General features: G+C 45.3%; 22 protein-coding genes. 10 read left to right on the top strand and 12 right to left on the bottom strand.

Translation table 11 applies throughout. The features are described from left to right. Positions 1-119 precede the first annotated feature (119 nt). Positions 120-1,028, top strand: a complete 909-nt coding sequence (locus QRY16_RS03370) for a LysR family transcriptional regulator ArgP (protein WP_193405982.1) — start codon at positions 120-122, stop codon at positions 1,026-1,028. Between the two features lie 34 nt (positions 1,029-1,062). Here QRY16_RS03370 and QRY16_RS03365 read toward each other — a convergent pair whose 3' ends face one another. From QRY16_RS03365 to tkt, 7 genes are all read right to left on the bottom strand, one after another. Next, positions 1,063-1,791: an oxidative stress defense protein gene (locus tag QRY16_RS03365; RefSeq protein WP_193405981.1), complete on the bottom strand. Its 729-nt coding sequence runs from the start codon at positions 1,789-1,791 to the stop codon at positions 1,063-1,065. A 272-nt stretch (positions 1,792-2,063) separates the two neighbouring features. After that, positions 2,064-2,687, bottom strand: coding sequence for an arginine exporter ArgO (gene argO, locus QRY16_RS03360; RefSeq protein ID WP_289775643.1), 624 nt, complete (start codon positions 2,685-2,687; stop codon positions 2,064-2,066). 124 nt (positions 2,688-2,811) lie between these two features. Further along, positions 2,812-3,705, bottom strand: a complete 894-nt coding sequence (gene mscS / locus QRY16_RS03355; RefSeq protein ID WP_289775642.1) for a small-conductance mechanosensitive channel MscS — start codon at positions 3,703-3,705, stop codon at positions 2,812-2,814. Between the two features lie 388 nt (positions 3,706-4,093). Beyond that, complete coding sequence (gene fbaA, locus QRY16_RS03350; RefSeq protein WP_193405978.1) at positions 4,094-5,173, bottom strand: class II fructose-bisphosphate aldolase; 1,080 nt, start codon at positions 5,171-5,173, stop codon at positions 4,094-4,096. 105 nt (positions 5,174-5,278) lie between these two features. Continuing rightward, on the bottom strand, positions 5,279-6,442 hold the full coding sequence (gene pgk, locus QRY16_RS03345; protein WP_193405977.1) for a phosphoglycerate kinase: 1,164 nt from the start codon (positions 6,440-6,442) through the stop codon (positions 5,279-5,281). 51 nt (positions 6,443-6,493) lie between these two features. Continuing rightward, positions 6,494-7,513: an erythrose-4-phosphate dehydrogenase gene (gene epd / locus QRY16_RS03340; RefSeq protein ID WP_289775641.1), complete on the bottom strand. Its 1,020-nt coding sequence runs from the start codon at positions 7,511-7,513 to the stop codon at positions 6,494-6,496. A gap of 317 nt (positions 7,514-7,830) precedes the next feature. Beyond that, entirely contained in the window at positions 7,831-9,825 is a 1,995-nt protein-coding gene (tkt, locus tag QRY16_RS03335; RefSeq protein ID WP_289775640.1) for a transketolase, read from the bottom strand. 272 nt (positions 9,826-10,097) lie between these two features. Between tkt and loiP the strand changes: the two genes are divergently transcribed. Then, the gene (gene loiP / locus QRY16_RS03330) at positions 10,098-10,853 is read left to right on the top strand and encodes a metalloprotease LoiP (protein WP_289775639.1); all 756 of its coding nucleotides are present in this window, start codon (positions 10,098-10,100) and stop codon (positions 10,851-10,853) included. Between the two features lie 216 nt (positions 10,854-11,069). Continuing rightward, positions 11,070-12,110 (top strand): IS481 family transposase, encoded by a 1,041-nt coding sequence (locus tag QRY16_RS03325; protein ID WP_193403339.1) that lies wholly within the window; start codon positions 11,070-11,072, stop codon positions 12,108-12,110. A gap of 50 nt (positions 12,111-12,160) precedes the next feature. Here the strand turns inward: QRY16_RS03325 and QRY16_RS03320 are convergent, their stop codons facing one another. Then, positions 12,161-12,523 (bottom strand): YidB family protein, encoded by a 363-nt coding sequence (locus QRY16_RS03320; protein WP_289775638.1) that lies wholly within the window; start codon positions 12,521-12,523, stop codon positions 12,161-12,163. 55 nt (positions 12,524-12,578) lie between these two features. Then, positions 12,579-13,499 carry an agmatinase gene (gene speB / locus QRY16_RS03315; RefSeq protein WP_193405972.1) on the bottom strand — a complete coding sequence of 307 codons (921 nt, stop codon included), beginning with the start codon at positions 13,497-13,499 and terminating at the stop codon, positions 12,579-12,581. A gap of 709 nt (positions 13,500-14,208) precedes the next feature. Between speB and QRY16_RS03310 the strand changes: the two genes are divergently transcribed. The 7 genes from QRY16_RS03310 (at position 14,209) to QRY16_RS03280 (ending at position 20,125) form a co-directional block, all read left to right on the top strand. Further along, positions 14,209-14,985 carry an ABC transporter permease gene (locus QRY16_RS03310; protein WP_289775637.1) on the top strand — a complete coding sequence of 259 codons (777 nt, stop codon included), beginning with the start codon at positions 14,209-14,211 and terminating at the stop codon, positions 14,983-14,985. Next, on the top strand, positions 14,982-15,644 hold the full coding sequence (locus QRY16_RS03305; protein ID WP_289775636.1) for an ABC transporter ATP-binding protein: 663 nt from the start codon (positions 14,982-14,984) through the stop codon (positions 15,642-15,644). The genes QRY16_RS03310 and QRY16_RS03305 overlap by 4 nt, the downstream gene beginning before the upstream one ends. After that, positions 15,619-16,080: a hypothetical protein gene (locus QRY16_RS03300; protein WP_289775635.1), complete on the top strand. Its 462-nt coding sequence runs from the start codon at positions 15,619-15,621 to the stop codon at positions 16,078-16,080. The genes QRY16_RS03305 and QRY16_RS03300 overlap by 26 nt, the downstream gene beginning before the upstream one ends. 242 nt (positions 16,081-16,322) lie before the next feature. After that, the gene (locus tag QRY16_RS03295) at positions 16,323-17,357 is read left to right on the top strand and encodes a CDP-glycerol glycerophosphotransferase family protein (RefSeq protein ID WP_289775634.1); all 1,035 of its coding nucleotides are present in this window, start codon (positions 16,323-16,325) and stop codon (positions 17,355-17,357) included. Positions 17,358-17,585: 228 nt separating this feature from the next. Next, positions 17,586-18,080 (top strand): glycosyltransferase, encoded by a 495-nt coding sequence (locus QRY16_RS03290; RefSeq protein ID WP_289775633.1) that lies wholly within the window; start codon positions 17,586-17,588, stop codon positions 18,078-18,080. Continuing rightward, a complete protein-coding gene (locus QRY16_RS03285; protein WP_289775632.1) occupies positions 18,077-19,012 on the top strand; it encodes a hypothetical protein in 936 nt (311 codons plus the stop codon). Before QRY16_RS03290 ends, QRY16_RS03285 begins: the two co-directional genes overlap by 4 nt. A gap of 15 nt (positions 19,013-19,027) precedes the next feature. Next, positions 19,028-20,125 (top strand): stealth family protein, encoded by a 1,098-nt coding sequence (locus QRY16_RS03280; RefSeq protein WP_289775631.1) that lies wholly within the window; start codon positions 19,028-19,030, stop codon positions 20,123-20,125. An 85-nt stretch (positions 20,126-20,210) separates the two neighbouring features. On the opposite strand, the gene QRY16_RS03275 is transcribed toward QRY16_RS03280, so the two are convergent. The 3 genes from QRY16_RS03275 to QRY16_RS03265 form a co-directional block, all read right to left on the bottom strand. Beyond that, positions 20,211-20,567: a hypothetical protein gene (locus QRY16_RS03275; RefSeq protein WP_289775630.1), complete on the bottom strand. Its 357-nt coding sequence runs from the start codon at positions 20,565-20,567 to the stop codon at positions 20,211-20,213. Between the two features lie 492 nt (positions 20,568-21,059). After that, entirely contained in the window at positions 21,060-22,304 is a 1,245-nt protein-coding gene (locus tag QRY16_RS03270) for a capsule polysaccharide biogenesis protein (RefSeq protein ID WP_289775629.1), read from the bottom strand. 41 nt (positions 22,305-22,345) lie between these two features. Then, complete coding sequence (locus tag QRY16_RS03265; protein WP_289775628.1) at positions 22,346-24,373, bottom strand: capsule polysaccharide biogenesis protein; 2,028 nt, start codon at positions 24,371-24,373, stop codon at positions 22,346-22,348. Between the last annotated feature and the right edge of the window lie 10 nt (positions 24,374-24,383).

Here is a 24,383-nt window from a genome sequence, read left to right as displayed (position 1 = left end):
CTGGCTGATCGTGGTGGATTAAGCGCTTTGGAAGCCAGCCCACAAAAAAATCAGACATCCGTCACATGTGACACTTTTATGGCATAGTAACGTCCACCCTGAAGGAGAGAGAAAAAATAGTGAAACGCCCCGATTATCGAACGCTTCAGGCGCTGGATGCTGTGATTCGTGAACGCGGCTTTGAGCGCGCCGCACAAAAATTATGTATTACCCAGTCAGCGGTCTCGCAGCGTATCAAACAGCTGGAAAACCTGTTTGGGCAGCCGCTGCTGGTGCGTACCGTTCCCCCCCGCCCGACCGAGCAGGGACAAAAATTACTGGCCTTGCTGCATCAGGTTGAGCTGCTGGAAGAAGAGTGGCTGGGCGGCGATGATAATAGCGGCACCACGCCGCTGCTGTTGTCGCTGGCGGTCAACGCCGACAGTCTGGCGACCTGGCTGCTTCCGGCACTGAAAGATGTGTTAGCTGACTCGCCAGTTCGCCTGAATTTGCAGGTAGAAGATGAAACTCGCACTCAGGAACGTTTACGCCGCGGTGAAGTGGTTGGTGCGGTCAGTATCCAGCCGCAGCCGCTGCCAAGTTGCCTGGTTGATCAGCTGGGTGCGCTGGATTATCTGTTTGTGGCTTCGCGTGATTTTGCCGATCGCTTCTTCCCAAATGGCGTCACGCGGTCGGCACTATTGAAAGCCCCTGCGGTCGCGTTTGATCATCTGGATGATATGCATCAGGCGTTTTTACAGCAGAATTTCGACTTATCACCCGGCAGCGTGCCTTGTCATATCGTTAACTCGTCGGAAGCCTTTGTGCAGATGGCGCGCCAGGGTTCTACCTGCTGTATGATTCCGCATCTGCAGATTGAGCGCGAACTGGCGAGCGGGGAGCTGATTGACTTAACGCCGGGGCTGTATCAGCGTCGCATGTTGTACTGGCATCGCTTTGCGCCAGAGAGTCGTTTAATGCGTCGGGTAACGGATGCGCTAATCGCGCATGGACATCGTGTATTGCGTCAGGATGATGTTGCGGCATAAAACAAAGAAACGGGGCGAAATGCCCCGTTTTACGCTATTGCGCGTTAGGCTGGATTTCAAACACTACATCAACCTGATCGTCAAAATTGATACTTTGCTGATCATACGTTTCTTGTGCTGACGTATCGGCGGGAGATGCAGCCGCTTTATACATACGTGCCATAGGCATAGGCTGATAATTAGAAACCTGATACCGGATGCTGTAAATCGGCCCCAGTTTCGCATTGAAGCCTTGCGCCAATTCTGAGGCTTGCTTCGTCGCATTCTTAATCGCGGCCTGACGCGCTTGTTGTTTGTAGCTGTCAGGGTTAGCAACGCCCAACTCGACGCTACGAATCTCGTTCAGCCCCGATTTCAGCGCGCCATCAAGTAATTCATTTAATTTGTCGAGATGGCGCAGCGTTACCTGCACTTCACGTACCGCACGATAGCCTTTCAGAACCGATTTACCCTCTTTGGTGTAATCATATTCCGGCTGCGTGCTCAGATTAGCGGCATCAATATCTTTTTTCTCAATACTGTTTTTCTGCAAGAAATCAAAGTATTGCTGAACGCGTTCATCTGCCTGTTTCTTAGCATCGGCCGCATTTTTTGACGATACATTTACCACAATCGATAACGTCGCGATGTCGGGACGGGCATCAATCGTTGCCTTGCCAGAAGTGACGACATGCGGTGCATTCGGTAGTTCATCAGCTTGTGCGCCTAAAGGGACAGCCCCAGCGCTCATTATTGCGGCCAAAGCCAATGCTTTCAGTTTCATGAAAGTCCTCCTTGAAGATGTCAACTCATTAGCTTCCAACGTGACGAAGCCCAAAACGCATAGCAATGCGCCATGCTTTGAGTGGTGAGTATGGCAAAAGTTCTGTACAACGCAGGTTTAACGGCAGATCGATCACAATTCTTTGTGCAAACAACCGCCCACTCACATATAACCCTCTTTGCCCCCGCGCTGTGTTGGCGCAGAGGACACAATGTTAGCGGATTAAGCGGAAGCGGCTGGCAAGCATTGACACTTTATGGCCTGCATAGGCGTCAGAAACTGGCGATGCCCTGACGCGCCAGCTGGAAGGCGATAAACCACATGATTGCCCCCACCAGCAGATTAATGACGCGCTGGGCGCGTGCGGTGTGCAGTAGCGGAGAGAGCCACGCCGCTAACATCGCCAGACCAAAAAACCACAGGGCCGAAGCGCTAACCGTGCCGAATGCAAACCAGTGGCGTGCTGACTGCGAAGGTAGCTGGCTGCCTAAACTGCCTAAAACCACAAAGGTATCGAGATAAACGTGCGGATTAAGCCAGGTCACCGCCAGTACGGTGGCAATAATACGTCCCCGTCCCTGCTTTATTGCACCGCCAGAGGCCAGCTCTACGCTGCCCCTAAAGGCGGTACGCAACGCGCCCCAACCGTACCACAGTAAAAATGCCACGCCTGCCCAGGTGATCACCATCAGCAGCAGCGGAGATTGATTCAGCAGCGCGCTGCCACCAAATATCCCGGCACAAATCAGTACAACATCGCTTAAGGTGCACAGCGTTGCGGTCATTAAATGGTACTGCCGCTTAACTCCTTGATTCATCACAAAAGCGTTTTGAGGCCCAAGTGGCAGGATAAGCGCGGCGCCAAGCGCAAGCCCTTGAAAGAATACAGATAACAACGGAATTTTCCTTACATCGGGGAGATGCAAAGCATTATAGTGACGGGGAGATGATTAGTGGAAATTGAAAAAGTTAATGCCTGATTAGAATAGCTAATGGGCGACCGGAGCCGCCCATTTCACGTTATGACAGCTTTGCTTCTTCGGCTGGTTCTGCCGTTTCAGCCTCAGCCTGCTTAACCTGATGAAAATGCACATCCATCTGTGGATAAGGAATGCCGATACCTTTGGCATCCAGCGCACGTTTGAAGTTTTTCAGCAGATCCCAGTAAACGTTCTGGAGATCGCCGCTGTTGCTCCAGCAACGCACCACAAAGTTCAGCGACGAGGCAGCCAGCTCGTTCAGGCCAATCTGGATACCCATGTCTTTCAGCACACGCTCGTCGGCCTCAACTACCTGTTGCAGCAGAGCGATAACCTCATCCACGTCTGCATCATAAGCCACGCCAATGATGAACTCATTACGGCGTACCGGTTCACGCGAGAAGTTAACGATATTGCCGCTGATAATTTTGCCGTTTGGCACTACAACGATTTTGCCATCACCGCTTTTCAGGGTGGTGGAGAAGATCTGTACACTCATTACTGTGCCCATCACGCCGCCTAAATCGACGAACTCGCCAGTACGGAACGGACGGAAGGTCACCAGCAGAACACCAGCCGCCAGGTTCGACAGCGAACCCTGTAATGCCAAACCGACCGCCAGACCGGCGGCACCCAGAACAGCAATCACCGAAGCGGTTTGCACTCCGACGCGTCCCAGGGCAGCAATAATAGTAAAGGCGATCACACCATAGCGTACCAGCGCAGAAAGGAAGTCGGCCACGGTTGCATCGATATGACGCGCCACCAGCAGACGGTTAATGCCATTTGAAATAAAACGGGCAATAATCATCCCGACGATAATGATGGCAATTGCCGCTACGATATTGACCGCATAGCTTAAAAGCAGTGCCTGGTTACGCACCAGCCAGCCGCCCGCATTATTGATGCCATTAACGACGTTTAAATCTTCCATTTGTAAGCCCTGTTATTAAGTTCCCGTAGGAATGGACAAAACTGCCAGATATAATCCGACACCCAATGATAAAGGGTAATCAATTATCCAGCGAAGCGCCAAAAGCCAGATGAATTAACCGACATTTCTCAGCGTATCCGGATAGATTTCTCGGTTTATTTGGTTAAAAAAATCCTTTCGGGTTTTTAAGCGGAAGAAGGTGAATAACATTGCCAGCGCAGGGCTCGTTCAGGACGATCGTAAAGCCGCAAAAGCGACACGCCTGGCGGCTCGCTCTGCACCGTCCATAATGCGAAATGCTTTGCCTTCTGTCTGCTTCAGCAGACCAGAGGTATCAGAAACTTAAAAGGCCCTTTCGGGCCTTTGTTGCACTGTAATGAAAGATTAATTACAGAACGTTAATCGCGTTGAGCTCTTTAAATGCCTGCTCAAGACGTACCACCATGGATGCCTGAGCAGAACGCAGCCATACACGTGGATCATAATATTTCTTGTTCGGCTTATCAGCACCCTCTGGATTACCCAGCTGTGCCTGCAGATAGCCTTCGTTCTTTTTGTAGTACTGCAGGATGCCGTCCCAGGTTGCCCATTGGGTATCGGTATCGATATTCATTTTGATCACGCCGTAGCTGATCGACTCTTCGATTTCGGCAGCAGAGGAACCTGAACCGCCGTGGAACACGAAGTCCAGCGCATTGTGCGGCAGGCCGTGTTTTTCACAAACGTATTTCTGCGAGTCACGCAGAATGGTTGGCGTCAGTTTCACATTGCCAGGCTTGTAAACGCCATGCACGTTACCGAATGATGCCGCAATGGTGAAACGCGGGCTGATGGCATTCAGTTTTTCGTACGCGTAGTTAACGTCCTCTGGCTGAGTATACAGCGCAGACGCATCCATATGGCTGTTGTCTACGCCATCTTCTTCACCGCCGGTGCAGCCTAGCTCGATCTCCAGCGTCATGTCCAGTTTGGCCATGCGCGCCAGATATTTGCTGCAAATCTCAATGTTTTCTTCCAGTGACTCTTCAGACAGGTCAATCATGTGTGAAGAGAACAGCGGCTTACCGGTTTTCTTAAAGTGCTCTTCGCCAGCGTCCAGCAAACCGTCGATCCACGGCAGCAGTTTCTTCGCGCAGTGGTCGGTATGCAGAATCACGGGCACGCCATACTGCTCGGCCATCAGGTGAACGTGATGTGCGCCTGAAATAGCACCGAAAATTGCTGCGCCCTGTGGCTTGTCGGTTTTAAAGCCTTTACCGGCGATAAATGCTGCACCACCGTTAGAAAACTGAACGATAACCGGCGCTTTTACTTTTGCCGCGGCTTCCAGCACAGCGTTGATAGAATCGGTGCCGACGCAGTTTACCGCTGGCAGGGCGAACTTATTCTCTTTCGCCACTTTGAAGATCTTCTGTACGTCGTCACCAGTGACAACGCCGGGTTTAACGAAATCAAAAATTTTAGACATGATTGTGTCCTGTTTCGTGATCGTTCATCCCCATAAAGGGATACGATTTAAACGCCCAGTCGGGCAAGTCTTCAGGCGACGCCATCTGGCCCCGCCCCCAAAAGATTACTGCTTCGCACGCTCTTCCAGCATGGCCACTGCTGGCAGTTTTTTGCCTTCAACGAACTCCAGGAACGCGCCGCCACCGGTAGAGATGTAGGAGATTTTGCTTTCGATACCGAACAGGTCGATAGCCGCTAACGTATCGCCGCCGCCAGCTACCGAGAACGCCTCGCTGTCTGCAATGGCGTTAGCAACAATTTCAGTACCTTTACGGAAGTTCGGGAACTCAAATACGCCAACCGGGCCATTCCACAGGATGGTTTTTGCTTCTTTCAGCAGGGCAGCCATGGCCTGAGCGGTTTCGTCGCCAAAGTCCATAATCTCTTCGTTATCCGCTACTTCGGAAACCTTTTTCACGGTTGCCGGGGCAGTTTCAGAGAATTCTGTGCCAACGCGAGAATCGGTTGGAACCGGGATACCGTACTGATCGCGCAAACCTTTTGCAGCTTCAACGAAGTCGGGTTCATACAGCGATTTACCCACTTTATTGTCGATGGCGACGAAGGTGTTAGCGATGCCGCCACCTACAATCACGGTATCCGCAATTTTCACCAGTGACTGCAACACATCAAACTTGGTTGATACTTTCGAACCGCCAACAACCGCCACCAGCGGGCGTGCAGGGTTGTTCATCACTTTACCCAGCGCTTCCAGTTCGTCAGACAGCAGCGGGCCAGCACAGGCGATAGGGGCAAACTTGCCCACACCGTGCGTTGACGCCTGCGCGCGGTGCGCGGTGCCGAATGCGTCCATGACAAACACATCGCATAATGCGGCATATTTTTTAGCCAGCGCTTCGTCGTCTTTCTTTTCGCCTTTGTTAAAGCGAACGTTTTCCAAAACCACCAGCTCACCTGTGCCGACGTCAACGCCGTCAAGGTAATCTTTTGCCAGGGTAACGGTGGTGCCGCTCAGCTTATCTTTCAGATAATTAACGACCGGCAGCAGAGAGAACTCTTCGTTGTATTCACCTTCGGTCGGACGACCCAGGTGAGAGGTAACCATCACTTTCGCGCCCTGTTTCAACGCCGCTTCGATGGTAGGCAGAGAAGCACGGATACGTGCATCAGACGTCACTTTCCCTTCTTTCACTGGGACGTTGAGATCGGCACGGATCAAAACGCGTTTGCCAGCAAGATCCAGATCGGTCATCTTAATTACAGACATGGTGAATCCTCTCGTTGATTCTCGTAAGTTTTGCCAGACGCAGACCGCGCCTTACCTGAAACCGCTTGCGGCCATAGCTAACGTTGTGTCGAGCATTCGGTTAGCAAAGCCCCATTCGTTGTCACACCAAACCAGCGTTTTGATCAGGTGCTGACCGCTGACCCGCGTTTGCGTGCCGTCCACAATGGCACTGTGCGGATCATGGTTGAAATCCACTGAGACTAACGGTAATTCTGTATAGTCAACTATACCACGAAATGCACCCTCTGCCGCGCTTTGCAACAACGCATTAACTTCGCACGCCTTTACGTCCTGACGCACAGAAACACTGAGATCAATGGCTGTTACGTTGATGGTTGGCACCCGTACCGCAATGGCTTCAAAACGATCGTTAAATTTAGGAAAAATACGGCTGATGCCCGCAGCTAATCGTGTATCAACCGGAATGATTGACTGACTTGCCGCACGCGTGCGGCGCAGGTCGCTGTGATAAGCATCAATCACCTGTTGATCGTGCATAGCCGAATGAATGGTCGTTACCGTACCGGACTCAATGCCAAAGGCATCGTCCAGCAGTTTAATCACCGGAATAATGCAATTAGTGGTACAGGAAGCGTTGGAAACAATGCGGTCGGTTTGCTTAAGCGCCTGTTCGTTGACGCCAAACACCACCGTTGCGTCAAGGTCATTGCCGCCCGGATGGGAGAACAACACTTTCTTCGCGCCAGCCAACAGATGCGCTTCGCCATCTTCGCGACTGCCATAAACCCCTGTGCAATCCAGCACCACGTCCACATTTAGCTCACGCCAGGGTAAATCCGCCAGCTCAGCCTGATGCAGGATACGGATGGTGTCGTCTCCGACCCACAGCAAATCGCGTTCCTGACGCACATCAAAAGCGAAACGGCCATGGCTGGTGTCGTATTTAAGCAGGTGCGCCATGCCGGCCGCCTCCGCCAGTTCGTTTATCGCCACCACCGTGATTTCCGCGCGTCGCCCTGTTTCGTACAGTGCGCGTAACACATTGCGTCCAATGCGGCCAAAGCCATTAATTGCTACCCGGACGGTCATCTTGCTCCTGCCAAATCTGACTGAAAAAACGTGCCGATAGCCTGAGCGTTCCGCTGCGTTTTGTACAGGATATTCTTGCCTGTCGTCGCCCTGAAAGGGATCGATACCGGCTCCAACTGAAACGGTTCAGCTAGAATAAAGGAAGGATGGAATAACAGGAATGATTGTGATCAACTACGCGCTTTATATTTGGATCTGCGTCACAAATTTGCATAAAAACAGCCATTACTGCAGGAATAATTTGCTTAAAAAAGGGACGAAATGCTTCGTCCCTTTTCTGTGCTCAAAACGGTTTATCCACCGCCCTGATAATGCCGTTACGCCAGCAGCGCTTTGGCTTTCGCCACCACATTGTCAACGGTAAAGCCAAACAGTGTAAACAGCTGATCAGCCGGTGCAGATTCACCGAAGCTGGTCATACCGATGATAGCGCCATGCAAGCCGGTATATTTGAACCAGTAATCCGCAATGCCCGCTTCGATTGCCACGCGTGCGCTGACGGCTTTTGGCAACACAGACTCGCGATAGTCGTCGCTCTGCTTGTCGAATGCGTCGGTAGACGGCATGGACACCACGCGCACTTTACGCCCTTCAGTCGTCAGCTTGTCGTAAGCCGCAACCGCCAGTTCAACTTCTGAACCGGTAGCGATCAGAATCAACTCAGGCGTACCTGCACAATCTTTTAATACGTAACCACCACGCGCCACGTTTGCCAGTTGTTCAGCCGTACGCGCCTGCTGCGCCAGGTTCTGACGTGAGAAGATCAGCGCGCTTGGACCCTCTTTGCGCTCGATAGCATATTTCCACGCTACCGCAGATTCCACCTGGTCACACGGACGCCACAGGCTCATGTTCGGCGTAGTACGCAGGCTGGCCATTTGCTCAACCGGCTGATGCGTTGGGCCATCTTCACCCAGACCGATAGAATCATGGGTGTAAACCATGATTTGACGGATCTTCATCAGGGCCGCCATACGCGCCGCGTTACGCGCATATTCAACAAACATCAGGAAGGTTGCGGTGTATGGCAGAAAACCGCCGTGCAGCGCGAGACCGTTGGCGATAGCGGTCATACCGAATTCACGCACGCCGTAATGGATATAGTTACCGGCTGCATCTTCATTGATTGGCTTAGAGCCCGACCAGATGGTCAGATTGCTGGGTGCCAGATCAGCGGAGCCGCCCAGGTATTCTGGCAGAATCTTACCGAAGGCTTCGATAGTATTCTGCGACGCTTTACGGCTGGCGATTTTCGCCGGATTCGCCTGAAGCTGTTCAATGAATTTCTGCGACTCTTCCTGCCAGTTTGCTGGCAGCTCGTTGCTCACGCGACGTTTGAATTCTGCCGCCAGCTCTGGATGATCTTTTGCATATGCCGCAAATTTCTCGTTCCAGGTGGCTTCTTTCGCCTGGCCCACTTCTTTCGCATCCCACTCAGCATAGATTTCTGACGGGATCACGAACGGCGCGTATTCCCAGCCCAGCTGCTTGCGGGTCAGTGCGATTTCATCGTCGCCCAGTGGCGCGCCATGTGAGTCATGGGTTCCGGCTTTGTTCGGCGAACCGAAACCGATAACGGTTTTGCACATCAGCAGTGAAGGTTTATCGCTGACCGCTTTGGCTTCTTCAATAGCTTTAGCAATCGCATCTGCATTATGACCATCAACGCCGCGTACGACATGCCAGCCATAGGCTTCGAAACGCTTAGCGGTGTCGTCAGTAAACCAGCCGTCAATATGACCGTCGATAGAAATACCGTTGTCATCATAAAACGCCATCAGTTTGCCCAGCTTCAGCGTACCGGCCAGCGAGCAGACTTCATGTGAAATGCCTTCCATCATGCAGCCGTCGCCCATGAATACGTAGGTGTTGTGATCTACGATGTCATGGCCCGGACGGTTAAACTGTGCCGCCAGCGTGCGCTCAGCAATGGCGAAGCCAACGGCATTGGCGATGCCCTGACCCAGCGGACCGGTAGTGGTTTCAACGCCAACGGTATAGCCGTATTCAGGGTGACCTGGAGTTTTAGAATGCAGCTGGCGGAAGTTCTCCAGCTCGCTCATCGGCAGATCGTAGCCAGTGAGATGCAACAGGCTGTAAATCAGCATTGAGCCGTGACCGTTAGACAGCACAAAACGGTCACGATCGGCCCACTGCGGGTTAGTTGGGTTGTGATTCAGGTAGCCGCGCCACAAGACTTCAGCGATGTCCGCCATGCCCATCGGGGCACCCGGATGTCCCGATTTAGCTTTTTGTACTGCATCCATACTTAACGCGCGAATGGCGTTGGCAAGCTCTTTACGAGAGGGCATTTTCTACTCCAGGTCGGATTAATGCTTCGCGTCTTAACTTATTGTAATTAATCAGTTATCAGGCAAAGCAAGGAAAAAGTTACACATCAATGTACATGAAACCAAGGGCAAAAGTACATGCTGCTAATGGCTAAATGTCTCCGCTTCGCCTGGCATTCTCAGCGATGTCTGCTAGCAAAGCAGGAGACATCACGTTATAACCAGAATATTTAGATGCCTGCCTCTATTCCAGGTGTCTGTTTTTTTTACCTTGTTACGAAAAGGATGCTGAAATGAAAATCCAAAAAACGGCTTTAGCTTTGGGGATAACCGTGTTGCTAAGTAGCTGCTCGGGTTTTGACAATAACGCTCTGCTGCAATCGGGCGCGCAGGCGTATCAGGCATATACGCTGAGCGACGATCAGGTTAAGCAATTAAGTAATCAATCCTGTGAGCAAATGGATAAAGAAAATCAGATCGCGCCAGCGACCAGTGATTATCAGCAGCGTTTAAATAAGATTGCCGCCGCGCTCGGCGACAATATCAATGGCGTGCCAGCCAACTATAAGGTCTACCAAACCAAAGATGTTAATGCCTGGGCGATGGCAAACGGCTGTATCCGCGTCTACAGCGGTTTAATGGATATGATGACCGACAATGAAGTAGAAGGCGTACTGGGTCATGAAATGGGCCACGTCGCGTTGGGCCATACACGTAAAGCCATGCAGCTTGCGTATGCCACTACCGCGGCACGTACCGCTGCTGCGTCAGTTGGCGGTGTTATTGGATCGCTTTCGCAATCGCAGCTGGGAGAGCTTGGTGAAAAACTGGTTAACGCGCAATTCTCACAGACGCAGGAATCGCAGGCCGATGATTATTCGTATGACCTGTTGAAGAAGCGCAACATTGATCCAATGGGGCTGGCGACCAGCTTTGAGAAGCTGGCGAAGCTGGAAGAAGGACGTCAAAGTTCAATGTTTGATTCCCATCCCGCTTCAGAAGCACGTGCGCAGCATATTCGCGATCGCATCGCGGCGGACACGCAATAACAGGCGCCTCACTTTCTCGTTGATTTGACAAAGTGAGGCGTAATTTTATCGCTTAAAGAGCTTATCGACCATCGAACCTAAATCCATTTGCTTGTCATGCAGCGATTGCTCATCTGTATTAGTCGCGACTTGATCTGACACTGGACCTTGAAAGGTTGAGAGTTACCGGTTTTGATATGGGTGTCTAATCCTTATACAAAACACGAGGTAACTCTCATGCTTCATACTAACAATCCCATCATCAAACACAAAGCCGGCCTGCTCAATCTGGCCGAAGAACTCGGTAACGTATCAAAAGCCTGTAAAATCATGGGGGTGTCACGCGACACATTCTACCGCTACCAGGAGCTAGCTGAAGAAGGCGGCATTGACGCGCTGGTTAATCAAAACCGTCGGGTACCCAACCTGAAGAATCGGGCCGATGAAGCCACTGAACGGGCGGTTGTTGAGTACGCCGTTGAGTTCCCGGCCCACGGTCAGCACCGGACCAGTAATGAGCTGCGTAAAAAAGGCGTGTTTATCTCCGGCAGCGGCGTGCGCTCCATCTGGCAACGACATGACCTGGAGAACTTCCGTAAGCGGCTGAAGGCGCTTACGGAAAAGGTCGCCAGAGAAGGCATTGTGCTTACCGATGCTCAAATCGCCGCACTGGAGAAGAAGGTGCACGATGACGAAGCCTGCGGTGAAATCGAAACGGCTCACCCGGGTTATCTGGGGTCGCAGGACACCTTCTACGTTGGGAATCTGAAAGGCGTTGGCCGCATCTACCAGCAGACGTTCGTGGATACGTACTCGAAAATGGCTCACTGCAAGCTGTATACGAGTAAAACGCCGATCACTGCAGCCGACCTGCTTAATGATCGGGTACTGCCGTTCTATGAGGCTCAGGGGCTGCCGATGCTGAGAATACTGACCGACAGGGGCACAGAGTACTGCGGTAAAGTAGAGCAACATGATTATCAGCTGTATCTGGCCATCAACGATATCGACCATACGAAAACGAAAGCGATGTCCCCGCAGACGAACGGTATCTGCGAGCGCTTCCATAAAACCATTTTGCAGGAGTTTTATCAGGTTACGTTCCGCAAGAAGCTATATGCAGACCTGGAGAGCCTGCAAATGGATCTGGACAACTGGTTGTGGCATTACAATAATGAGCGAACTCATCAGGGGAAAATGTGCTGCGGGCGTACGCCAATGGCCACGTTACTTGATGGAAAACGGGTCTGGGCAGAAAAGAATCTGAACCAGATTTAATCTGACAGACACCTGTATAAATAACCGGTAACTGTCAGATCAGGTCTGAGCTAGTACAGCTCATCCATCTGCCCTTGCGGCGACAGTTTGTCGATCAGCTGCGGCAGCAGCGCGGCTAAGGTGCCGGAAGCACTTTGCACGTCGGTGCCCAGCTTATCGGCCAGCGACTGCAATTCCCCTTCGCCAAAGGCAGACTGAATATCGCTTCCCGCTACCGGCTGATTATTACCGGTGCCAATCCACGAACCCAGCACTTCGCCTAAGCCACCTTGCTGAAACTTATGCAGCAGCACTTCGATTCCGCCCTGCTCCTGCACCCAGTGCCAGATAGCCAGTAACTGTCCAGGCTGATTGCCCTGCCCTTGTTCCTGGCCGTGACCTAACGACCCCACCAGTTCATCAAGAAAACCCATCTTTGCCTCCGGAAGTTAATTTACCGTCAGTAAGTTTAGCTTTTGATGTGCGCGATTAGCCTTTATTCGCTGCCTGAACGTGCAACATATCCAGCGCCAGCGTTGCCGCCGCTAATGCAGTCAGATCGGCGTGATCGTAGCCTGGCGCGACTTCGACCAGATCCATACCAACAATATTCATGCCCTGTAGACCACGAATTAGCTTTGTCGCTTTATCGGTAGTCAGACCCCCAATCACTGGCGTGCCGGTGCCAGGCGCATGGGCCGGGTCCAGGCAGTCAATATCAAAGGTCAGATAAACCGGCAGATCACCCACGGTGCGCTTCACTTCCGCCAGAATATCATCCACGCTGCGATCGTTAACCTGCGCGGCATCCAGTACGTTAAAGCCAAGGCTCTTATCAAATTCAGTACGAATGCCAATCTGTACCGAGTGCTGAGGATCGATCAAACCTTCTTTCGGCGCGGTAAAGAACATGGTGCCGTGATCAAAGGTGGGACCATTAGAATAGGTGTCGGTGTGTGCATCAAAGTGCACCAGCGCCATTTTGCCAAAATGTTTGGCGTGTGCGCGCAGCAATGGCAGCGTAACGTAATGATCGCCACCAAAGGTCATCATACGTTTGCCTTTCGCCAGCAGTTTCTCGGCGTGCGCCTGTAGTTTGTCAGAGAGATCCTGTGAATCGCCAAAGGCATAAACCAGGTCGCCGCAATCCACCACATTCAGGCGCTGACGCAAATCGAAATCCCACGGCCAGCGACATCCTTCCCACGCCAGGTTAGTCGAAACCTGACGAATCGCACCTGGCCCAAGACGGCTGCCTGGACGACCTGACGTTGCCGCATCAAAAGGGACTCCCGTAATCACCCACTCAGCGTCGCTTTCATAGGGCTGGAAGTTGACCGGAAAACGCATGAAGCCGAAGGCGTTTGAAACCAGAGAGTTGTCGTACTGATTGCCCAGGGTGTTATACATAAATCGTCCTCTATATATCCATGAGTCGGGCCAGGCCCGCCTGTCAGTAAAAGGTATAGATGAAAAAAATCCCCTCCGCGTCGTTAAGCCCGACGAGGAAGGGATTGATGATGTTCATAATCTGGCGCGATTATCGCGAAGAACCTTGCCTGCTGCAATGACGAAATCGCGAGAAAGACAGAGGGAATGATTAGGTAAAATCTAAGACAAAAAAGTGCGATTAAAGGTAAAGCACCCTTATGAAAATGTTTCACATTGCCTGTTAGAAAAACTATATGAAATTATGTTTTTAATTATTTTTCAATAGGTTATTCAGCATCAAAAAAAGCTGGAATTATGATAGGATTAACGGATTGTTAACGCAGGATTAATAGAGTAAAACACTTAGGAATATTCTGTCACTCCCTGTAACTTACCCGCCGAATAATGAGAATTTTCTTACGGACCTTAAGGGTATTCGGCCTGCGCCAAATAAATTATTTTGCTGTGTAACTGCCTGTAAAGGTAGAAATAAAGCAGATTTTTCGACGTAAACTGCGAGTTAACTCATCGCTTCATGCGTTACCTTTGCTGAATTATTCAGCAGCTCTCCCTTTGTCTGCAGATAACAACCTCACCCATATTCCGCCCATGATATTCAGCGTATTGGTTGCTGTTAAGCCACGGGCGGTAGCGTGCAAAAAACTGTTCTTTCTAGAGTTTTAAACTAATGGCCAGAAGTGGAATAGAAGTACAGCAAGCAGCCATTAAGGCACTGTTTTTACGTGAAATTAAAACGCGATTCGGCAAGTTTCGCCTGGGTTATTTCTGGGCGATTCTGGAGCCTTCAGCGCACTTACTTATTTTATTAGGGATATTCGGTTTTATTATGCATCGCACGATGCCAGATATTTCATTTCCGGTATTCCTGCTTAACGGCATTATTCCCTATTTTATCTTCAGTAATATAAGCAATCGTTCTGTGGGTGCCATTGAAGCTAATCAGGGGCTTTTTAATTACCGACCGGTAAAACCCATTGATACCATCATTGCGCGTGCGCTACTGGAAACGCTAATCTATGTCGCCGTCTATATCGTTCTGATGCTGGTGGTGTGGATGGCAGGCGAATACTTTTCTATTACTAACTTATTGCAGTTGGTATGCACCTGGTCACTGTTGGTGTTGTTCTCTTGTGGGATTGGTTTGATCTTTATGGTGGTCGGCAAGACCTTTCCTGAGATGCAGAAATTTTTACCAATTCTGCTGAAGCCGCTCTATTTCATTTCCTGCATTATGTATCCGCTACATACGATCCCGAAAGACTATTGGCCGTATCTGCTATGGAACCCGATTGTTCACGCAGTTGAACTAAGCCGTGAAGCCGTGATGCCCGGCTATATTAGTGAAGGCGTGAGTTTGCAATACCTGGCGTTTTGTACAATTGCAACGCTGTTTATTGGCCTGGCGCTGTATCGCAACCGTGAAGAGGCGATGCTGACCTCATGATTAAGATTGAAAATCTTACTAAGTCATACCGCACACCTGCGGGCCGCCATTATGTTTTTAAAGATCTCAATATTGAACTCCCAACCGGTAAAAGCGTGGCATTGATTGGCCGTAATGGCGCGGGTAAATCTACGCTATTACGCATGATTGGCGGCATTGATCGACCAGACAGCGGCAGCATTATTACGAATAAAACCATCTCCTGGCCGGTTGGTTTGTCAGGTGGCTTTCAGGGCAGCCTGACCGATCGTGAGAACGTGAAATTCGTGGCGCGTTTGTATGCAAAAAAAGAAGAGTTAAAAGAGAAAGTCGCGTTTGTCGAAGAGTTCGCTGAATTAGGCAAGTATTTCGATATGCCGATTAAGACCTATTCGTCTGGCATGAAATCACGACTCGGTTTCGGCCTGAGTATGGCATTTAAGTTTGATTATTATTTAGTGGATGAAGTTACGGCGGTTGGGGATGCGAGATTTAGAAGCAAATGTATTGATATGTTTAATGAACGTAAAATGCAATCAAGTATTGTTATGGTTTCCCATAATCTAAGTTCCTTAAAAGATTATTGCGACATCGCATTGTATATTACTAAAGACCGTGGCGTAATTTTAAATACATCTATCGAGCAAGCTGTGAATGATTATGCAAAAGAATCACAATAAAATCACACAAGGAAATAAACATGTGATAAATATGGATATTTTAAGATTAGAAGATCCACTAATATTAATAGGCGAAAAAGCTGGAAAACAAGCTAGAGATAATGGTTTTAATTATTTTTCTCATAGAATTAAAGCAGGGTTTAAAAACACTTATTACATATACAGTAAAGATAATATAGACATCAAGAAACTTACTTTTTTCAAAAATAACATTATACTTAAAGACAGCCAAAGACATAGACATTACTTTTTCAAAGCAGACTATTTAGTTATAAATGACGGTTATTTAGATGTATTCCCAACCTTTAAAAACACCCCTTTAAGTAAAGGCTGGGCCCCTATTATTTACTTGCAACATGGGATTATTTCATATAAAAAGGTCTTTTTTACAAAGGTCATTATAATGGTCGCATTCAAAAATTCTCAACTTCGATAAAATCAGAACATGAAATAGTATGTAACAACTTACAAACATCACAAGATTATAATAAATCCAAAAAAATAATATTAAAATATAAATTACCACATTATAAAAATCATTTTTCAAGAAATGATCTACAGGAAATATATAAAACTCTTTTAGAAAGATATTATTCTAGAGATAAGGATGTATCTCCAGATGACTTACAAACTCTTAAAAGACTAATTCTAAACATTGGCTTCTTAGACACACGCGTTTTGAATAGTGGACTTTCCCGTCATGAAAATTTATTTAAAATAAACAAAGAACCTAACAATCTTCTTTTCTTTTTCACATGGAGAGAAGAATGGATAAAAAGTTGTGATGGTAATGGCTTCATAAGATTAGTCGCAAGCCTAATAGAAAATAAAAAAATAAATAAATACGCCAGCGAAGAAAACTTAAATATAACATTTTATCTACACGAAAAGGTCCACTATTTAAAAGATGAATTAAAAGCAGCATATGGGGACAAAATTAATTTTGTTGGGCAACATGATTTTTCAGCTGTGCTTTCTCAAACTTACTTATGTATCACAGATTATTCATCTGTTGCATTTGAATTTAATTTGATAAAAACGCCAGTTATTTTTTTCCAATTCGATTATGATAATTACAAATCTGAACGTGGGCATTATTTATCCAGCCCCTATGAATTTAAAGGTATTGTCGTAAGGACTGTTTTTGAGCTAGAGCAGTTACTGGAAGATAGTAATTTAAAAATAACATTTAAAAGGTTAGCCAAGAAAAACAACGCATTAATTCGACAAGATTATATCAATTTTGGGAAAACAAATAATATAATTGACAATGCATTGAGCCAAAAAAACAAGCATATTGTATATTTCTGTTTTAATATTTATGGCGTTGGGGGTACGGTACAAACAGTAATTAACCAAGCTAATTACCTTGTTGTTAAAGGCTATCAGGTATCAGTGATTTCTTTGAGACGCACCTCTGTAACACCAACACTTCATTTGGATCCTAGCGTTAGAATTGAATATCTGAATGATGTAAGAAATAAAGGTAAATATAGAAACAAGCTTGAAAATATTTTGGCTCAATTTCCCTCAAAAGCATTTAGAAAAACAGAAGATCTCTATTCAGGATTATCACTACTCATTGATATTAAACTTAAACGGATCATTAAAAGTTTAAAAGGAGCTGTTTTAATTGGAACTTTCCCTGGACTTTGTAGTAATTTAATAAAATATAGTTCAAAAACCAACAAAGTAATTATTCAAGAGCATTAACAATTTAGCTCTCATAGTGATGAAATTAAAAAAGACATAGTAAAGCATTATAGAAAAGCATCAAAGGTATTAGCACTTACTAAATATCAAGAATGTGAATACATAGAGCAAGGCTTAAAAAACATTGCGGTTATACCTAATGGCATCCAAGATAAACTAAGTTTAATTAAAAATCGAAGAAGTAAAGTAAATAATAAAAGAATTGTATCGTTTGGAAGGCTCGTAAAAATGAAACAATTTTATCTTATGATTGAATCCTTTTCATTTATAGCTAAAACATTTCCCGACTGGACTTTAGAGATTTATGGCGACGGTGATGAGAAAAATACACTTCTCGAACTTATCAAAAAATTAGATCTTGTCAACAATGTAATTATACATCCACCAACTGCTTTAGTTTATGAAGAACTTTATAATAGCGCATTCTGTGCATTAGCTTCTGATAAAGAATCCTTTGGTATGGTTTATATAGAAAGCTTTAGCATGGAAAAGCCAGTTGTCAGCTACGACATCGATTATGGCCCAAAAGCATTCTTACGTAATGAGCACAATTCGCTTATATCACCATGTTTTGATAAAGAACACTTTGCGCGTCAAATGAAGAGACTTATAGAGGATGAAACACTACGTAACAGCTTGGGAAGAAATGCAAGAAAAACCTTCATTGAAAAATATGAAATATCGAAAGTAATGGAAAGTCTGATAAAGGAAATAAACCCATGACTAAGCTATCTAAATTCATAAAAACACCAAGGATTTTTATAAAGGATGCTTTAAAAAAAAGAAAAAAAGGGGCATCTCTTAAATTTGGAAAAAAGACAGCCGTTTCGGAAGTAAAAAAACAGATCAAAGAAATAAAAATGGTTGAACACTGCTTCCTTTCAAATAAATTACATTTAGTTATTATTGACAACGTTTTATGCACTCATCCTTTCAAACTTGATTTAATAAAATATCAATTCAGATCTATTGAAAAATATACAAACTTCTCGAGCTTGTCTTATATTTCCGAACATATAGCACAAAAACCTGAAGGGGTGAAAATTTACAAAAATTATTTTTCATTTTATAACGACCGCATCATTGATTTAGCCCCGAACATTGAGAATTTTTTATTTATTGATTTGAACTTTTTATTTCTTAAAGAGGTGTCCTTTAAGGATTTTACTGGTGAAAAGGGATTACCATTAACTTTTTTTAGACCTTCATCAGGTTCAGATAAAAAAATTCTGGGTATAATGAGAGACATTTTTCCTTCTTTACAAATCAACTTTTTACCAGCCATGCGATATTGTTGCACTAATAATATAAATCTGACTCACTTCCAAAAAATGACAACTAAACTTGAAAGAATTGATGATTATTTATTTGATTTACTTCCTGTTTTAAATATAATTAACTCAGGTGAACACAATTTGAGGAAAAATCCACTCCAATTTGCATATTTAGATCGAGGTTATATTGAAAAATTTTTATGGTTACAAGCAGTACATGGTTCAAAAGTATGTCCTGTCGCTGTAAATTTTAAACAGATGAATGATAACTATAGAGAATATGAATTATTTTTAAAGAACATCGTACCTCATCAAAGCATATATGAAAAATCATTTGATCTTCATGAGACGAAAAGTAACAAAATAAATTTAGCTTCGTAAGAGATGATTATAAAAATGCGAAAACTCAAAAAGTTACTTATAAGTCCCGGTATTTTTTTCAGAGATGCATTAATAAATAAGTATCCTTTAGTCCTTAACCAAAACGACATTGCCTTTAATACTGAAGAAGTAATAATTAAGAATATAGATAGTATTAATCAAGCGTTTGCGCCTGATTTCCCGATTGATGTTGTTTATACTTGGGTAGACTCATCAGATCCTATTTGGTCCAAAAAGAAAAACTCTTATCTATCGGCTGAAACGATAGATAAATATGAAATGTATGCTACTATAGAGTCACGGTATGAAAATCATAATGAGTTATTTTACTCATTAATAAGCATAGAAAAATATTTACCTTGGGTTAATAGAATATTTATCATTACAGATAGACAACAACCTTTAATACCAGAAAGCCTTATTAAAAAAATAACATTCATAGATCATATTGATATTATACCGCATCAGTTCTTGCCCACTTTTAATTCACATGTAATTGAAGCATATCTACATAGAATAGAAGGATTAGCAGAACACTTTTTATATTTCAATGATGATTTTTTCGTGGCAAGACCTCTAAAGCCACAACATTTTTTTAAATCTAATAAAATAAGCAGTTTGTTTGTTAGCAATAAAAAAATTGATATAATGTCATCCTATGGGAGAAATACCGCTACTTTAACAGCGTGCAATAATTGCAATTATTTAATGCAAGAAAAATTTAGTGTCAGTTTTAACCATACTCTTGTACATACCTATGTACCATTAAAAAAAAGTGCTTTTGAATTAACATTCAAATCCTTTGAAAAAGAAATAACCATTTTTTCTAAAAATAAATTTCGCGCATCTTTAGATCTTAATATGGCAACTTTTATGGTTCCTTATATGCAATATCAATTAGGACTTTCTGTGCCGAGTATTGATATATGCTCTTATTTCAATATTAGGTCTCCATCTGCAAAAAAACATTATGATTCTCTATTAGCCACGAAAAACAAAGATAATGCTCCTCATTCTTTTTGCGCCAATGATTTTAGCTCAACTGAATTTCAGGGAATGAGATACAAAAAAAATCTGAATGATTTCTTAAAGAATTATTTCTTAAATACGTAACAATTTCCCTTACAGAATTTTATGAAACCATTATCACATTAATGGCATGCATTAATATCATTCCTTTTCTTCAAATAAAAAAATTTTAATTTCCTAATATAGCCTTTAAATTGTTAGGTGATAAATCATAAGATAGCATTGCAAATATTTCATTTAATGAATCCTTTACGGCATTATTATGCTTAGTTACGTAAAATTCGTTATTGTGATACAATTTAACTATACTCTCTCCTTTATGTTTCAAAGCTTCAATAAGCGGCAAAATATGGTCCTCGTATGTGTTATCATTTTTTGAAGTAACAATATATATTTTATCAGGTGAAAATCCAGCCGTATTTATTGCATGCTTCAAATAGTTAGAATAATTATTCTTTTTCTCCACGCTGACTTTTTCAGGATAAATATAAGAAAGGTGTGACTTATATTTATCTATCCATTTCACTAAATCATACTGAGGCACTGCACATATTACTAAACTAACTTTTATATAGTGAGAAAAGAGTAATGCAGCATACCCTCCTTTTGAGAAGCCAAAAATATAATATTTTCAGTAAGGATTTTATATTCTCTAATTTTAGAATTTATGAATTCTAACACAGCATCTTTTATTGTATATTTACCATTCACTTCAAGGTAATAATTCCCTACAAGCCCTTCATCATCTTTTATATATATTTTCTTACAATTAAAATAACGTAACCCTGCAAGCAATGTATAGGGATATCTTTCTTCTGACTTTTGAGAGTTCTCATCTCCTAAAGATTGAAAAAAATGAATATTATTTTATTCTCACCATAGCTATTTTCAACTGGATAGGGATCTTCTACATATGTCAGCTCAATATTATTTTTAGCTAAAAACTTCTTTTCAATAAATCCCATAATTATCTCTCTTTATAGCAGAAAAAAAATAGTAAATCCATAATCCCAACGACTTAGTTTTTATTTAGCATTATGGAAAAAATTTTATCCTCATGAACTAATGTCTTATTTTTCCTTAAACTAAAATCCGCATAATAGACTATGTTAATTTGTGTATTATTTAGGACATAAGTCTTAAATTTTCTAAATAGTTCCTTGTCTGGCTTAAAATCGGCCTGCCAGAACTGATGCAAATGCCCTTGATACGTCAGTCCTTTGATGTCGTAAAGGGCATTGCCCATCACCTTCAGCGGTTTGTTGTGAATCAACGCTGAAATTCCCGCCGTACTGTTAATGGTAATCACCGCTTTTGCATGTGTCAGTAATTCTGGCATTGGTAAATCATGTACATAAATTACCCGACGGCTCACGCCTAAACTCTTACCCAGCTTTTTAATCAACGGTCCATACAAACGATGGCCGCGATCCATCGGGTGATGTTTAATTACCAAAAAAGCATCTTTAGGCGCCTTACGTGAAAACGAATACATCACATCGTTAATATAGTCACGTACATCTTTATACGGGCTGTGATTGCGGATCTGGCTATCGTTATAAACCTGTAAAATTGCCAGGTAATAACGCTGATCGAGACTGGTCTGCAAATGTGCTAATACATTGCGCTGCTTTAACCCGTACCATTTCTTGCGCCAGTAAGCGCGCACCCAGCACTGCGCCTCATACCAGGGCGAAAATGATTTATGATGGCGATAGGTAACAAACTCATGCCGATAGCGCCAGCCCACCAGATAATACCAGGTTGCGTGTCCAATACGTTTCATTGCAGAAGGCTTCAGACTTTCTACATGCATTGGCTCAGTTTCAGGCAAGCGGCGATAAAACTCAGGATCGCGTGATAATGACGAGAATGCGTTTACACCGCCCTCTTCCACGGTAATAAAGTGGGGCCGTAAATAGCCTTCTTCAAAAGCCAGGAATCGCACGTCTTTTGCCTGTGCCCAGCGTTTTGCTGCCTGATGTAACGGACGGCAATCTCCAAAACAGAGAATAGTGTCAAAGTCATATTCTTTATGGACTTCACGCAGCCAGCCAGGGAATTCTTTTGGCGTTTTGAGATAAGGCAAATATTTACGCTGGCGACAATAAAAGCGATCGCCACCGTTAAATATTACATTAACAGCTTCGCGTTCTAACGACTCCAGCCATTCCGCCACATCGTTAAAAAAAGGTCCCATCGGCCCTTGCAGTAATAAATACTTCTTTCCAGACAGCAGCATTTTTAAGGCGTTACTTTGCATAATCAACCTTCAGAATTATTGTTTTAATTAACCCGGCTTCCTTAGCCGAATTTGACTTTAAAAAACATCATTAATTTTCGGTACTGCCGCAATATGCATTCCAGTTTGCTAGTTTTTATTAACATCTGCCCACGCGGCGCATGGATAAGCAGCTCTGCGGCCTCTTCTGCTGCAATGGCATCGAGTCGCAAGGGATGGATATAAGTTGGATAAGCAATCAATGCCTGATAAACCAGATCTGAAAATTCAAGTTTGCGATGACGACGATCGCAATTATGCTCATCCTGGGTTAATCCCCAACCGGCATAAAATGGCAGGCCGTAACAAAACACTTTTTTGCCATGCAGTAACGCTTCAAAACCTGAAAGCGACGTCATGGTATGCAGTTCGTCAGCAACCTGAATACACTGAATCACATCTGCATCCAGTGCCTGATAATCGGCTAACCGGGCAACATCCTGAGCCGAAAAAAGTCCTTTCCGGTTCCCCACTAATACATCGGGATGGGGTTTATAAATAATAAAGGCGTCCGGATTACGCTCCCGCACGGTACGCAATAAACCAAGATTAGTGTTAATTGAACACGTACCGGTCTCAATCGATGCATCATCTTCAACCTGCCCCGGCACCAGTAATACGCGCTTCCCTTGCGATTCAACCGGCAAAATGAAATCTGCGCCCAGGTTGTATTTACTGATTTTGCTTTCAACTAAACGCTTATGCAGTTTTTCGGCACGAAGTTGCTGAGCCAGCGTTAAACTGCTGTGGTTCAGCAGCACTTCTAAATCACTGGGACGCGAAGCGTCGTAATAGATACCACGCTCATCCAAAACCAGTGAGAGCGGCGGAAGCAGATCGGAGCCTAATCCTGACGATCTCAGAAAGCCATCTTCCATACGCCACACCGGCAACTGGCGTAATTGTGCTACGTCTTGCCAGCGCTTTTCACCACGTATGCCCCAGACCACGCAAGCCGTGGCTGCCTGGCAGTGGCGAGAAAAAGTTAGTCGATTACCGCTTGTGCGCAAAAAAGGCCTGAGAATCGTTGATTTCCACAACGTTAAGCCCGGTGCCCATAAATGCCCATTACGCTGTTGCTGATGGCGGCGCTGTAGCTGCAACCAGCGCATCACGTCAAACAATGTTGCTGCTGCGCCTGTCAGCGGATCGATATAGCGGCTATAGCGTAAATAAGCTGCAGCAAACAGTTCATTTAGGGTTGCTGGTCCGCGACGCTTAGCAAGCTGCTCAGCTTTCGGATGGCGATCATCAGTTAATCCCCACCCCGCATACCAGGGCTGACCAAAGCAGGTAACCGGCTTGCCCGCCATTAACGCTTCGAAACCGTATTGCGATGTCATCACATAGACGCGCGAAACATGACGCAGCAACGATTGCGGGCTGACGTCATCCACCATCAAATGAACGCGATGCGTGGATTTTAGTTCGGCGTAATAACCCGCCTTTTTGCCTTGCAATACATCAGGATGCACTTTTACCCAGATGATGGCGTTCGGGTTTTCACTGATTGCCGCTTCAAGCATGGCCGCAAAATCATCCGGCCCGGCATTGCCATAGGTGACAGACATATCACCAAAGGTCTGATCGACTACCAATACTAAGTCAGAGGGCAAACTCATACCTGCTTTAAAGGCAGGGGCTTGGTTATATTTGGACAAATCTTCTGTAACGATAGACTGCATCGCCTCTTCTGCCTGAATAGCAAAAGGCAGATTCCCAGTAGTATCTTTAATCAGTCTTTCCAGCGTGCTGGGCTGATTAGCATCGTAATAGATGCCCTCTTCATCCAGCACCATGGAAAGCGGCGGCGCGCCATTCACACCTAAATCCAGCGAACGGATAAAACCATCTTCCAGACGAAGAATCGATTTTCCGGCTGCGCGAGCCATTTCTACCGGCTTACGGGCGCTGGGACGATGGCCCCAAACAGCGATGGCATCAATTTCTTCTGGCAGTGGTCGCAGCACAGAGATCTTCTGGCACGGCTGTGCCAGAAAGTTTTCCAGATGTGGAATGCGCCAGATACCTGAAGAAAAGATACCAATCATGTTCCTGAGT

Origin of the sequence: Mixta mediterraneensis (assembly GCF_030283135.1) — a bacterium.
In the GTDB taxonomy this organism is placed as follows: domain Bacteria; phylum Pseudomonadota; class Gammaproteobacteria; order Enterobacterales; family Enterobacteriaceae; genus Pantoea; species Pantoea mediterraneensis.
Note: the sequence above shows the minus strand (reverse complement) of the source record. Positions and strands in the feature narration are given on the sequence as shown.